Origin of the sequence: Rhizobium sp. Root1203, assembly GCF_001424945.1 — a bacterium.
Taxonomy (GTDB): domain Bacteria; phylum Pseudomonadota; class Alphaproteobacteria; order Rhizobiales; family Rhizobiaceae; genus Rhizobium.
This window is the reverse complement of record NZ_LMCW01000068.1, coordinates 116,194-129,756: the sequence shown is the minus strand read 5'-3', so window position 1 is coordinate 129,756 and position 13,563 is coordinate 116,194. Positions and strand designations below refer to the sequence as shown.

Here is a 13,563-nt window from a genome sequence, read left to right as displayed (position 1 = left end):
GTGTCACCTTTGCTGTGAGATGAGTTCGGATGAGATGTTCCTTGCGGAAACCGGCTGTTCGGGCTGTTTGCGCGTGCGTCCGCCTGTCAACACCGCGTAGAGGCGCGGGGCGGCTTTGCGGCAGAGATTGTTCGAGATGGCCAGGAACGGGAAGAGCAGAGCCAGCGAGAGCACGAAGAACAGCGGATAGATGTTTACGCCCGTCTTGCCCCAGACGATCCAGAGGAGGATCAGGAGCGGGTAGTGGGCGCAGAAGATCCAGAAACTCAGGCTACCGGTCTTCGACAGGCGTTGGCCGATCTGCGTCTTGATCAGCGGCGCCGAGAGCAGCCAGAAGCCGAGCGCACCGGCGATCGCCAGCGTGTTTCGGAACAGCTGCACCCAGTCCGGCATGACCGGTCCGGTCGTGTAGATCGCGGTCGCCAGAAGCGCTGAACTGGCGATGAGAAGTGCTACGCCCACCGGGGCGAACCGATCGAGCGCCTTGAGGTCGACCTTGTAGAGGCCGATATAGATGCCGAGGCTGAAGCTGAAGAGGATCGAGCGCTTGAGAACCACGTACAGCGGCATTTCCGGGATCAACGCCAGCACGAGCAACCCTGTCAGCGTCAGCAGGGGCACGCGACGGATCAGCCACGCCAGGAGCGGCGAGAGCAGGATGCAGACGAAGAGATCGCGCAGGAAATAGAGGGGAACGTTGACGGGAAAATCCTCTACGGCAAGTAGCTGTGTCATCAGATCACGGGCGGATGCATGCCAGGGATCCGGTACGTATCCGTCCCCGATACCCAGGCCGAGCGCGACCAGGATGACCAGAAAGAACGCACAGTTCCAAAGCAGGAAAGGCAAGAGAACCGTCTGCGTTTTGGTGCGAACGGTTTTCAGATAGCTGAAGTTCTCCAGCCCGCCGCGAAACAGCAGGTAGCCGGAGATCGCGCTCAGGCATGGCACGCCGACCCGAAACAGCGCTTCCGTGAGAAACACTCGGATCCAGTCAAAGGTGCCGTATGCCCCGTTGAACGGACTGCTCGCGACATCGAATGGTATATGAACGAACACAATGCCCGAGATGAGCACGATCCGCATCAGGTTGATCCGTGAGGATACGTTGGCATCAACATTCACGTTATCAGTCACCCCTTTTGGGCCGCACCTCCCCTTGCGACCGTTTCAATCAGAGCAGACTCGAGCCCGCAGCCCAGAAGCTAGGGCCAATTCACGGAAGAAAATATGGCACTGCAGCAAAAAGTGATCGTCGGTCCCGCTTTGAAACGATCCCCGCCTGCCGCAACGGCAGCTCAATCGGCGATCTGCAGAGGGCCGTGAGGCGGGGTCAAAGCCAGTGTGAGCAGTGCATTCAAGAAAATGATTATATTCACCGGCTTAGCTGTTTCACGCCAGCTGCCGAACACGAAAGTTTTTGAGGGTTGGTGAAGAATGTTACAATCGCAGAGGGGTCGCAACGCGCGTTTTGTGGCCGGAATGGGGCAAGTCGGGGTGCAGGTGCTGTATTTTGGAACAGGGACAGGCTTTGCTGCTGTTTGCGGGCTTTGACAAATTTCGGACGAAATGACCCTGATGATTGTGCGGTGCAGCAGCTTGCCGCCAATCGCCTTGCCGCTAGATGGACGGCATTAGGCACCAATTCGAACCTCTCAAGGAGAGAGTATGGCGACGTTCACGATCATCATTCCGTTCTACCAGCGGGATGACGGTATTCTCCGCCGCGCGCTTGCGTCGGCTTTCTCGCAGACATTTCAGGATTTCGAGGTCATTGTCGTCGACGACCAATCGCCGTATCCCCCGGCAGACGAGCTGGCGCCTTTGACGCAAGCGGAGCGCGCGCGAATTACGGTGATCAGCCAGCAGAACGCGGGCCCTGGCGGTGCCCGCAACACCGGTCTCGATCATGTCCCGGCTAAGACGAAGTATGTGGCCTTTCTCGATTCCGACGATATCTGGACGCCGGATCACCTCGAGAATGCCCTCACCGCGATGCAGGCGCTCGGCGGTGATTGCTACTTCGCATCGATCGAGGGCGGCGAGGAATTCGACTATCATTTCGGGATTGCCGCGCTGGAAAAGATCGACGGCGCAAGACGGCTTATGGACAAGCCGCTCGTCCTGGACGTTCCCGACATCGCCGGCGTGATGGTCGATAACTGGGCATTCCTGCATATGTCATGCATGGTCATCGGCAGGCCGCTGATTGAGACGATCCGCTTCGACGCAGCCCTGCGGCTCGCTGCCGAAGACGTGCTGTTTTTTTGCGATTCCATGCTGGCCGCCCGTCAGGTTCTGCTTTGCGCCGATGCTGGCGCGCTGCGCGGGGAAGGCGTCAACATCTTCCACGGCGTCGACAATGCGTCGCCGGAGTTCCTGAAGCAGCAGTTCATCACCTGGATGGCGCTCGACCGGCTCGAAAGCCGGTTTTCGGCGCGGCCGCGCGAGGTCGCCACCATCAAGGCGCACAAGAACCAGGCGAGAAAGCAGGCGCTCTGGAGCCAGGTCGGACTGCTTCGCCGGCGCCGTCGTCCTGATTTCGGCCTGCTTGCGCGCTGGCTGTTTCAGGATCCTCGCCTGCTGCAGAGCGCGTTGCAGCTTGCTGCTGGAAAGCTTGCGAAGTAGCCAGGCTGGCAGCTGGGCTATTTCCGAAGTAGCTGGGCTACTTCGTGGGAGCGTCCAGAAGATATCTCAGCCGGTCGCCTCGCGCGGTGACCGATACGCCGGTCGGATTGCGCCAGCGTTCGGTCTTGTCCGACAGGATGCCGGCCGCGATTGCGGGGAAGGCCGAGGGGCGTGCCGCGACATAGGCGATTGCGGCGGCAGGGCCGGATCGCCCCTTTATGTCGAGAAACCGGCGCAATTCGTACTTGCGGCGGACGTGCCGCTCGTGCCGCCTTACCGCTTCGGCGGCCTGCGGCGGCAGGGCGAAGGCCTGCAGCAACGCCCGGTCCGCCTCGTACAGCCGGCCGAGGTCTTCGGTGCGGTGACTACCGCTCAGGGAATCGCCCCGCACGACGGCTCCATAGCCGCAGCTATGGATGACCTTGTAGCGTGCGCAGTTTGCCAGGGCGCGGATGTAGAGGTCGTAGTCTTCTCCGAGGCGCATGTCTTCCCGGTATCGGAGCGCGTGCTTGTCGAGAAAGCTCCTTCGCATGACGGGCTTCAGGAAGCCGATCTCGCCGCGCCGGACGCCGCGTTTGGAAATGTTGCCATCCACGAAGGTCGCAAGGTCGAGAAAAAGCGGGTTCTCCGCGAACCGATCGAGCTTCTGAGGCGCTTGGTCTGCGGTTTCGGCGTCGACGAAGGCGATGTTGTCGGCGACGAACTCCCAGTCATCTTCCGCGAGCATGCGGCGGAAGCGCCCGGCAAAGAAGAAGTCGTCGGCATCGAGAATTGCGATCAGGGGCGCAGAGGAGATTTCGATTGCGTGGTTGCGGGCGGCCGACGGCCCTTTGTTCTTTTCGAACCTGACAACGGTCAGTCTGCCACTGGCGTCGTCCGCATGCCTTGCCACCTCGGCGGTGCCGTCGTCCGACCCGTCGTCGACAACCACAACTTCGGCAACCTCCGGCTCGAGAAGAGCCGATTTCACAGCGGTCCGGATCGTATCGGCCGCGTTCTTTGCGGCGATGATCACACATATGCTAGCCGTATGAGCCACGCTTTACCTCCGTTGTTTCGCCCCAGAACTAAGACGTCGGAGCGCAGCAGACAACGCATGCCGGTTCACATGATGTTACGGAGAGGGGTTCCAAAGCTCAACGCTCGGGAAAATATTCGGGCGGCGGGGCCTAGCGGTTGAAGGGCTCTGAGCCGTTGAAAGGCGTCACTTGCAGCTTCTCAGGCTCTTCGCTTCGGCTGGGGGCAGCCTGTTTGACGCGGCTCTTGGATTCTTTCCAGACAAGATACAAAACACCGCCGAAATAGCCGGCCTGCAGGAGGATCGCGCAAATCACCGTCTTGATGAGGGTGCCGGAGACGGAGCCGCTCAGCAAATAGGTCGCGACAGCAAAAACGCCCAGTGCGCCGAGCATGCTGACAAAAACGCGAGGTGCATACATGTGTTGCCTCCCCATCGGGGCGCCTCGTTCAATGAACATCCATTGAATACGAACGCTTCCCCAGGACCCTTGTGTAGTTATGTTTACAGGACTTCGCCTTGCAACAGAAGCTCTGGAGACGTTTTTTGCGTCCACGGCCCGGTAGTACAAGCACGATCTTAAATGTTTGTTCCGGCGATTGGTAAAAATGCCACTTAACGGTGCCGAACAGCGCGAAACACGCAACATCATTAAAGTTGCGTTATGCGCAATGGTTGCGACGAATTTGGCAATACACGTTCCTGTTCGTGCCACATTTCCGTCTCCGGGGAGCGCGTAGATAGCGTTGTACGTTCAACTTTTATTACACAGTTTTAATTTCAAACGATTTGTGAGTGCATCGCAAAATTAATGCTGCGATGCAATAAATTGGCGCGCGCCAAGATCAAAAACCTGTCCGATGCAGAAGCCGTTGATGCAAACGATGACTTCGCACCGATCTACCGCAACGACCTAGACTTCAGTAGCTTTGGCGGCGGAAGCAATGTCCGAAAGTTTTATTACAACGCATCAAGGTTATTTCAAGGAAGTCCGCCGGATGTATAGCTATTTCAGTAATATCTGAAAAACAAAAAGTTGAACAAACGTTGCCAAAACCCTTCGAAAACAATTGGTTTTAAAAATGTGGCTTAAAAAAACAAATTCCGCTCATACACTTCGAACTCGTCAGCGCTACCTCAGCGTCCTGAGCCACCGACCAAACGGCAAACATAAGTGGAGTTACCTCTATGAAGTCTGCGACGAGATCGGACAGTTCGCCATTTTATGGCGCAGTTCATGAAAGCGTGTTTCCGCCCACGGGCGGTTTCGCAAAACGGGCATTCGATGTGTCCGCTGCCTTCCTCGGGCTTGTCTTCCTAAGCCCGATTTTTTTGATGGTGATGTTGCTTGTGAAGCTGTCGGACAAAGGTCCGGCCTTCTATGGGCATCGCCGTATCGGCCACAATGGCCAGGAGTTCCGTTGCCTGAAATTCCGGACAATGGTCACCAACGGGGACAAGGTCCTGCAGGACTACCTGCGGAACAATCCCCAGGCCATGGAAGAATGGCGTGCAACGCGCAAACTGCAGCATGACCCCAGGGTCACGGCTGTCGGTGCGGTGTTGCGCAAGTTGAGCCTCGATGAGCTGCCACAGCTCTTCAATATCATTCGCGGCGAAATGAGCATCGTCGGTCCGCGTCCCGTCGTTCAAGACGAACTTGAGATGTACGAGCATGCGGCGGTCTACTATTTGCAGTCGCGCCCCGGTCTGACCGGCCTCTGGCAGGTGAGCGGACGCAACGATGTCTCTTATGCAGCTCGCGTCGCTTTCGACACGCACTATGTCGAAAACTGGTCGCTGGTCCGGGATGTCGTGATCATCGCACGCACCATCCCCGCGGTTTGCGCCCAACGCGGCAGCTACTAGCCGCGTATCCAAAGCTCAACGAGAAACTGCGCGGCAACGCCTTAGGCTTTGTCGTGCCGACATACGGGTAAAGATATGAAAAAACGCTTCATCGATGGCAAGGCCGGGTATGGCAAGGCCGGGCGAACCCGTGCTGTACAATCCGGTATCGCGGTTGCGGCCGGATTGGGTGCCTTTCTGCTGTCCTCATGCATTGTCAGCGCGGACGAATACCGCCTTGGGGTGATGGATAAGCTCGCCATTCGCGTGGCAGAATGGCAGACAGCCGATGGAACGATACGCGACTGGTCGGTCATCAGCGGGGATTACACGGTCGGCCCGTCCGGAAGCATTTCCCTGCCGTTCGTCGGCGACATGCCGGCTTCCGGCAAGACGACGGATGCGATTTCACAGGAGATCGGTTCGGCGCTGCAGAAGAAATTCGCCCTGAAGGATCGGCCGTCGGCCTCCGTCGAGCTGTCGCAGTTCCGGCCTGTCTACCTGTCCGGCGATATCGAAAAGCCGGGCGAGTATCCGTTCGCTCCGAATCTCACTGTCGTCAAAGCCGTGAGCATTGCCGGCGGGCTCCGCCGCGCGGAAGCGGGCCAGCGGTTCGCCCGAGACTTCATCAATGCCAAGGGCGACGCTGTCGTCTACATGGCCGACCGGGCACGGCTGCTCGTGAAGCAGGCCCGCCTGCGTGCCGAAGCGGCAAACCAGGATTCCTTCGAAATGCCGAAGGAGCTTCAGGACAAGCCCGAGGCCAAGGCACTGGTCGCAAGCGAGGCGGCGCTGATGACGTCGCGCAAGAAGCGGCTGACGCTGCAGCTTCAGGCCCTCGACGATCTGCGGGCACTGCTGCAGAGCGAAGTCGAGACGCTGGCCAAGAAGACCGAAACGCAGAGCCGGCAGCTTCAGCTGGCAACGGAAGATCGCGACAAGGTCGAGGATCTGGCGGAGAAGGGCCTGGCGCTGAGCGCCCGGAAGATGGCGGCAGAACAGCGTGCCGCCGATATCGAGGCGACGCTTCTCGATATCGACACCAATTCGCTGAAGGCCAAGCAGGACATCAGCAAGGCCAATCAGGATGAGATCACGCTTCGAAACGATCGGGATGCCCAGATTGCGCAGGAACTCCAGAATGCCGATGCGCAGCTCGACGAACTCAATCTCAAGCTTGCGACCAGCAATTCGCTGATGTCCGAGGCGCTCACGCAGTCGACCGATGCGGCGCGTTTCGACAACACCAGCGGTGCAGCGAGCATTGCCTACTCGATCATTCGCGACGTCGATGGACAGCCGAAGGAAATTCCGGTGCAGGAGAATACCGCACTGCAGCCCGGCGACCTGATCAAGGTCACCGCCGGACTGTACATGAGGTAACGAGGCAGCATGCGTATCGCAAAGTCGGCGCTCATTCAGCCCGGCGGGAATCAGGCCTATGCCATTCCCGCCGTGGCGCTATCGCTTTTCTGTTTCGCCTACTCGATCAAGTTCGGGCAGGTGGCGATATTGCTGTACTATGCGCTCTGGCTGCCCCTGATAGCGGTCGACTATCGGACCGTGCTCGGGAACTACAACAGATACCTGTGGCTCTTCGCCTTCGCCGCACTGGCGTTCCTGTCGGTCTTCTGGTCGGCCGTTCCCAGTATTTCGATGCGCGCGAGCATCCAGTACCTGACGCAGGTGATCTGCGCCCTGGTTGCCGTCAGGGTCCTCGACGCGAGGACGCTGACGGTCGGCATGATCGCGGGCGTCGGCATCGTTCTCATCTACTCGCTGCTGTTCGGCTACTACGAGTACGACCCGCTCGATGGCACGTTCAGTTTCGTCGGTGCCTTCGCATCCAAGAACCAGCTAGGCTTCTATGCGTCGCTCGGTCTGATCGTCTGCGTTGCGGCCGTTTTCATCTTCGGCGAGCGCCGGCTTTGGATGGCCGCCGCAGGCGTGGTGGGAATGCTGTCGGCCTATTGCCTGCTTGCCTGCCAATCGGCGACATCGGTGCTGACCACGGTTGTCGTCATTGCGCTGATGTTGGGGCTTCGGATCGTCCTGTCGTTGTCGCCCCAGCAGCGCAAACTGCTGGTCGTCGGCGGGGGTGTCGCCGTCATCGTGCTGGCGGTCGCCGGCGTCTATCTCGGTGCGGTCGATGCCGTGCTCGGTATCTTCGGCAAGGATTCGACGCTGACGGGGCGCACCTATCTCTGGCAGCAGGGCATCGAGGCCGCGAAGCAGTACCCGATTTTCGGCGTCGGATACCAGGCCTACTGGGTTCAGGGTTTCTCCGAACCCGAGCGCCTGTGGGAAGAATTCTTTATCGGCTCGCGCAGCGGTTTCCACTTCCACAACACCTACATCGAGACGGCCGTCGAGCTTGGGCTGGCCGGGGTGCTGGTTCTTGCCGTGACGCTCCTGAAGATTCTGTGGGGGCATCTTCGCCGGCTGATCGAGGACTTGAGGAACGACGAGTCGCATCTGCTGTTCTCGATCGCGGTGCTGCTTACGATCCGATCCTTCGTCGAGATCGACATTCTGACGCCCTACAACGTCGGCACGTTTCTCTTCTATTTCGCTGCCGGGAAATTGGTAGTCTCGCGTCGCCAGCCGGTTGCCGGGACTTGGCGGCGCGAGAGGCCGCCACTACCGGCGATGTCATAACGTCATTTTTGCATTTCAGGCCGGCCTTGACCGGCTATTCGAGGGAACCGGATGAAGACTCTTTACGGCATCCAATATCTGCGTGCCTTTGCGGCACTTGCCGTCGTCGTCTTTCATGCGGCGGAAAAATCGGGCGAGCACTTCGCGATCGGTGCCGCAGGCGTCGACGTGTTCTTCGTCATCAGCGGGTTCATCATGTGGGTGATCAGCGAACGCCGGCCAATGACGCCGCAGGGCTTTTTGCTCGACCGCATTCGCCGCATCGCCCCCTCATACTGGCTGGTGACCGCCGTCATGATCGTCGGGGCCGTTGCGGGGCTCTTTCCGAACCTCCAGCTGACGGGCGCGCATGTTCTCGCCTCGCTGTTCTTCGTTCCCATGATCTCGCCGAGCAACGGCGAGATCTGGCCGGTTCTCGTGCAGGGATGGACGCTGAATTTCGAGATCTTCTTCTATGTGCTCTTTGCGGGCGCACTTTTCCTGCCACGAAACTGGAGGCTGATCTTCCTGTCGGCCGCCTTCGGTGGTTTCTTCCTGATCGGCCTGTTCCTCCGACCGACGTCCCCGGCTCTCTATACCTACACCCGGCCGATCATCCTCGAGTTTCTCGGGGGAGTGTTCCTGGCGGAACTCTGGCTGCGGCGGTGGATTGCCGGCACAAGCCTGGGGTTGGCCTGCATCGGCGCATCGCTGTCCGGCTTTGCGGCCATCTTCCTGATCGGAGCCGACTTCAATGAGGCGATCTGCGGTCCGCTGGCGATGGCTCTTGTCTACGGGATGGTGTCGCTGGAAGCCGATGGAAGCATCGGTCGCGTCCCGGTCCTGACCTATCTCGGCGATGCGTCCTACTCGATCTATCTCTGGCACACGCTGGCGATCTCGGTGATCGTGAAGGCAGCCGGCATGGTCGGCCTTTCGACTGCCGTCACCGTCGTTGCAGCTGTCATCGGCGGCACCATCCTCGGCGCTGCGGCCTACGAACTCGTCGAAAAGCCGTTGAAAAAGCTGCTTTCCCGAACCGGGCCGAAGCAGGGCGCGCTCGCGCGGCGTCCCTTATGACGAGGGCTCGACCGCCGGTTCTTCGGCGGCGGGCGTTTCGGATCCGGCGGTCGGGGCAGACTTCCGCCGGCGCGCCCGCAACACGACGTAGAAAACGGGTGTCAGGAACAGGCCGAAGATCGTTACGCCAAGCATCCCGGAGAAAACGGCTGTCCCCAGCGACTGGCGCATTTCGGCGCCGGGGCCGGTGGCGAGCATCAGGGGCACGACGCCGAAGATAAAAGCAAAAGCAGTCATCAGGATCGGGCGCAGACGCAGGTGGCTTGCCTCGATGGCGGCTTCGACGGCCGATTTTCCTTCGTCCTGCGCCTGTCTTGCAAACTCGACGATGAGGATCGCGTTCTTCGCTGCCAGGCCGATCAGCACGATCAGTCCGATCTGCGTCAGGATGTTGTTGTCCATACCTCGCAGGTGCACGCCGATCAGCGCGGCCAGGATGGCGAGCGGAACGATCAGGATGATCGCGAGTGGCAGGACCCAGCTTTCATACTGTGCCGAAAGCGCCAGGAACACGAAGACGACAGACAACGCGAAGATGTAGATCGCGGTATTGCCGGTGTTTCGCTCCTGAAAGGCGATTTCGGTCCACTCGAAGGTCGTTCCGGCCGGCAGGATCTCCTTGGCGAGGCCTTCCATCGTGTCGAGTGCGCTGCCGGTGGAAACCCCCGGTGCGGCGTTGCCCTGCACGGGTACCGAGACGTACATGTTGTAGTGCTGGACCAGCGATGGGCCGCTGGTGTCGCGAATGTCGATCAGCGTCCCCAGCGGCACGAGGGCGCCGGTTGCCGAACGAACCTTGAGTGCCAGGATATCGTCGCGCTCGACACGGTACTGCTGGTCGGCCTGCGCGCGCACCTGGTAGACGCGTCCGAAGGCGTTGAAGTCGTTGACGTAGGACGTGCCGAGGTTGATCGAGAGCGTGTCGAAGATATTGGGGATCGGGACGTTCAGCGCGCGCGCCTTGTCGCGGTCTATCTGTAGGAAATACTGCGGGCTACTGGCGGAGAAGGTGGTGAACACGCCGGTCAGCCCGGCCGTCTTGTTCGCGGTTCCCATCAACTGGTAGGCTGCGCCAAGGACGCGGCGCATGTCGGACCCCTCGCGGTCCACCAGCTGCATCTTGAAGCCGCCGGCGTTGCCGATGCCGGAGATCGGCGGCGGGGGAATGGCGATGATAAAGGCTTCCTGGATCGCCTGCAGGCTGCCGTAGAGCTGCCCGATGATCTTGTTGGCCGTCTGCCCGTGCTCAAGCCGGTTTTCGAACGTGTCGAAAGCGGCGAAGACGACGCCCGCATTGGATGCGTTGGTAAAGGTTGCGCCGCTGAAGCCCGAAAATGCCACCGCATTCTTGACGCCGGGTGTGTTCCGGATGATCTCCGAGGCACGTTCGATGACGGCGTCCGTTCGCGACAGGGCAGCGCCGTCTGGCAACTGCACGACGACGATTGCGTAGCCCTGATCCATGACCGGTACGAAGCCGCTCGGGACGATCCTGCTCATGTAATATGTGGCGCCGAGCAGGCAGGCGAAGACGAGCAGGGCGATACAGCGGCCCGCAATGGTCTGAACCGTGTGCCGCACGATCCAGGAATAACCTGCGCTGACCTTGTCGAAGCCCCTGTTGAAACCGTCCGCCAATGCTCCGCCGAAGCGGGAAAAGACGTTGCCGCGTTTGTGGTTTTCTTCATGCGGCTTGAGAACGAGGGCCGCGAGTGCCGGCGAGAGGGTCAGCGAATTGAGCGCCGAAATCGCCGTTGCGACGGAAATGGTCACCGCGAACTGCCGGTAGAATTGTCCGGAAAGGCCGGGAATGAAGGCCGTCGGCACAAACACGGCGATCAGCACCAGCGAGATCGCAATAACGGCGGTGCCAACCTCGTCCATGGTGACATGGGCGGCCTGGCGGGGCGTCATGCCCTTTGCAAGGTTGCGCTCCACGTTCTCCACGACGACGATGGCGTCGTCCACGACGATACCTATCGCCAGCACGAGGCCGAAGAGCGTCAGCATGTTCAAGGAGAAGCCAAAGGCGAGCAGGAAGGCGAATGTGCCGATCAGCGAGACCGGTATGGCGACGATCGGAATGATCGCGGTCCGCCAGGATTGCAGGAAGACGAGAACGACGATGGCAACCAATATCGCGGCTTCGGCAATCGTCTTGTAGACTTCGTGGATCGACTCCGCGATGAACTCCGTCGGATTATAGACGATGTCGTAGGACAGGCCCTGCGGGAAATCCTGAGAGACGGTTTCCATCGTCTTCCTGATCGAGGCCGCCGCGTCCAGGGCATTGGTCCCGGGACGCGCGAAAATTCCAAGCGCCACTGCCGGCTTGCCGTTGAGATAGCTGTTGGTGACGTAGTCCTTGGCGCCAAGCTCGATGCGGGCGATATCCTGCAGCTGAACGAGACGGCCGTCCGGCGTTGCCTTCACGATGACATAGCGGAACTGCCGGGCATCGGAGAAGCGGCCTTCCGTCGTGACCGTGTACTGGAAGGCATTGGTGCCCGACGTCGGCGGCCCGCCGATGGAGCCGCCGGAGACCTGTACGTTCTGATCGCGCAATGCCTGCACGACGTCGGAGGACGTCATGCCGTAGGCCGACAGCTTTTGCGGGTCGAGCCAGATGCGCAGCGAGTATTCGCGCTCCCCGAACAGGATGACGTCGCCGACGCCATCGAGACGGACGAGCGTGTCCCGGATGCGGGTGCGCGCATAGTTGGAGACGTAGAGCTGATCGTAGCGCTCGTTCGGCGAGAGCAGGTGCACGACCATCATCAGATCCGGCGAACTCTTTGCCGTCGTGATGCCGATGCGCCGGACTTCCTCAGGAAGGCGGGGCTCGGCAATTGCCACGCGGTTCTGGACGAGGACTTGCGCCTTGTCGAGATCGGTGCCGAGCTTGAAGGTGACCGTCAGCGCCATGGAGCCGTCCGCGGTCGAATAGGAGGACATATAGAGCATGTCCTCGACGCCGTTCACCTCCTGCTCGATCGGGGTTGCGACGGTATTTGCGATCGTTTCGGCATCGGCGCCGGGATAGGCCGTCCGGATGACGATCGTCGGGGGGGCTATTTCCGGATACTGCGCGACCGGGAGCTGGAAATAGGCGATGCCGCCGACGATGAGCAGCACGATGGAGAGAACGGACGCGAAGATCGGCCGGTCTACGAAGAAATGTGCAAATCTCATCGGCTGAGCTCCATACCTGCCGCTTCCGGCGGGATGTCTTCTCGGCTTTGCGGCAGCTCGATCATCTGCGGGGTGATCTTGCTGCCCGGGTGGGCGCGCATCAGGCCGTTGACGACGATCGTCTCGTTTCCGTCCATGCCCTCGCGGATAACGCGGTAGCCATAGAGCCGCGGGCCGGGTCGCACCGGCTTTGCCGACACCGTTCCGTCATCCCCGACGACATAGACGACCCGTTGGCTCTGGTCCGAGCCAATGGCTTCATCCGGTATGAGGATGGCCTTGTAGGTATTCGACGCCTCGACGGAGACGCGGCCGAAAAGGCCCGGCTGGAGAATGTAGTGCGGGTTGTCGAAGCGGGCGCGGATGCGGATCGTGCCGGTCTGTGTGTCGATGCGGTTTTCGGCAAAGTCCATTTTGCCCTTGAAGGGCTCCTCGTTGGAGTCTGAAATCCTCACCTGAACCTGGACGCCGCCACCGCCCTGCTGCAAGTCGCTGCCCCGTTCGCGCGCCGTCTGAGCGAAGTTGAGCAGACGCCGTTCATCGACATCGAAGTAGAAATCGATCGGATCGAGTGAAACGATTGTCGTCAGAATGGACTGGTCCGCCTGAACGAGATTGCCCGTGGAAATCAGCCGGCGGTCGATGCGTCCGCTGAGCGGGGCCGTAATCTTCGTATATTCAAGGTCGAGTGCCGCGCGGTCGGCGGTCGCCTGGGCACCGCGTACATTGGCCTGTGCCGACACCCATTCACGGCGGCGATCATCGAGGATGGAAACCGACTGGCTGCCGCTTGTGGCGAGGCTTTCAGCACGCTTGAACTGTGCCTCGGCGTAGACGAGCGTGGACTTCGCGACCTCCAGGGCCGCATTCGCCTCATTCAACGCGGTGACGAACGGCCGTTGGTCTATAACGAAAAGCAGATCGCCCTTCCTGACCAGAGTGCCGTCGGTGAAGTGCACCTCCTGCAAATAGCCGCCGACACGTGAGCGAACGGCCACTTCGTCGACAGCCTGGAACCGGCCGATGAAGTCGTCGTTGTCGATGACGTCGCGGACCACGGGCTTGGCAACGGTCACGGGTGGGGGAGGCGGCGCGTCCTGGGCTGCCGCGTTTGCAATTGGCAGCAAGATCATGCTGCCCAGCATAAACGCGTGTCTAAG

At 60.3% G+C, this 13,563-nt stretch carries 10 protein-coding genes; 5 read left to right on the top strand and 5 right to left on the bottom strand.

Annotated features, from left to right (window positions below; all coding sequences use genetic code 11):
- Nucleotides 1-3: 3 nt before the first annotated feature.
- Complete coding sequence (locus tag ASC97_RS31190; RefSeq protein WP_443216796.1) at nucleotides 4-1,086, bottom strand: acyltransferase family protein; 1,083 nt, start codon at nucleotides 1,084-1,086, stop codon at nucleotides 4-6.
- 582 nt (nucleotides 1,087-1,668) lie between these two features.
- Between ASC97_RS31190 and ASC97_RS31185 the strand changes: the two genes are divergently transcribed.
- Nucleotides 1,669-2,628 (top strand): glycosyltransferase family 2 protein, encoded by a 960-nt coding sequence (locus ASC97_RS31185; protein ID WP_057472206.1) that lies wholly within the window; start codon nucleotides 1,669-1,671, stop codon nucleotides 2,626-2,628.
- 37 nt (nucleotides 2,629-2,665) lie between these two features.
- Here ASC97_RS31185 and ASC97_RS31180 read toward each other — a convergent pair whose 3' ends face one another.
- Both ASC97_RS31180 and ASC97_RS31175 read right to left on the bottom strand, forming a co-directional pair.
- Complete coding sequence (locus ASC97_RS31180; protein ID WP_057472205.1) at nucleotides 2,666-3,667, bottom strand: glycosyltransferase family 2 protein; 1,002 nt, start codon at nucleotides 3,665-3,667, stop codon at nucleotides 2,666-2,668.
- A 130-nt stretch (nucleotides 3,668-3,797) separates the two neighbouring features.
- The gene (locus ASC97_RS31175) at nucleotides 3,798-4,067 is read right to left on the bottom strand and encodes an exopolysaccharide production repressor protein (RefSeq protein ID WP_057472204.1); all 270 of its coding nucleotides are present in this window, start codon (nucleotides 4,065-4,067) and stop codon (nucleotides 3,798-3,800) included.
- A 767-nt stretch (nucleotides 4,068-4,834) separates the two neighbouring features.
- Between ASC97_RS31175 and ASC97_RS31165 the strand changes: the two genes are divergently transcribed.
- The 4 genes from ASC97_RS31165 (at nucleotide 4,835) to ASC97_RS31150 (ending at nucleotide 9,211) form a co-directional block, all read left to right on the top strand.
- Complete coding sequence (locus tag ASC97_RS31165; protein WP_057472202.1) at nucleotides 4,835-5,515, top strand: sugar transferase; 681 nt, start codon at nucleotides 4,835-4,837, stop codon at nucleotides 5,513-5,515.
- Between the two features lie 75 nt (nucleotides 5,516-5,590).
- Nucleotides 5,591-6,877 carry a polysaccharide biosynthesis/export family protein gene (locus ASC97_RS31160; protein WP_057472201.1) on the top strand — a complete coding sequence of 429 codons (1,287 nt, stop codon included), beginning with the start codon at nucleotides 5,591-5,593 and terminating at the stop codon, nucleotides 6,875-6,877.
- Between the two features lie 9 nt (nucleotides 6,878-6,886).
- Nucleotides 6,887-8,152, top strand: coding sequence for an O-antigen ligase family protein (locus tag ASC97_RS31155; protein WP_057472200.1), 1,266 nt, complete (start codon nucleotides 6,887-6,889; stop codon nucleotides 8,150-8,152).
- Nucleotides 8,153-8,203: 51 nt separating this feature from the next.
- Nucleotides 8,204-9,211 carry an acyltransferase family protein gene (locus tag ASC97_RS31150; RefSeq protein WP_057472199.1) on the top strand — a complete coding sequence of 336 codons (1,008 nt, stop codon included), beginning with the start codon at nucleotides 8,204-8,206 and terminating at the stop codon, nucleotides 9,209-9,211.
- Here ASC97_RS31150 and ASC97_RS31145 read toward each other — a convergent pair.
- Both ASC97_RS31145 and ASC97_RS31140 read right to left on the bottom strand, forming a co-directional pair.
- Nucleotides 9,206-12,403 carry an efflux RND transporter permease subunit gene (locus tag ASC97_RS31145; protein ID WP_057472198.1) on the bottom strand — a complete coding sequence of 1,066 codons (3,198 nt, stop codon included), beginning with the start codon at nucleotides 12,401-12,403 and terminating at the stop codon, nucleotides 9,206-9,208. The genes ASC97_RS31150 and ASC97_RS31145 overlap by 6 nt on opposite strands.
- Nucleotides 12,400-13,536: an efflux RND transporter periplasmic adaptor subunit gene (locus ASC97_RS31140; protein WP_443216795.1), complete on the bottom strand. Its 1,137-nt coding sequence runs from the start codon at nucleotides 13,534-13,536 to the stop codon at nucleotides 12,400-12,402. The genes ASC97_RS31145 and ASC97_RS31140 overlap by 4 nt, the downstream gene beginning before the upstream one ends.
- Nucleotides 13,537-13,563 lie beyond the last annotated feature (27 nt).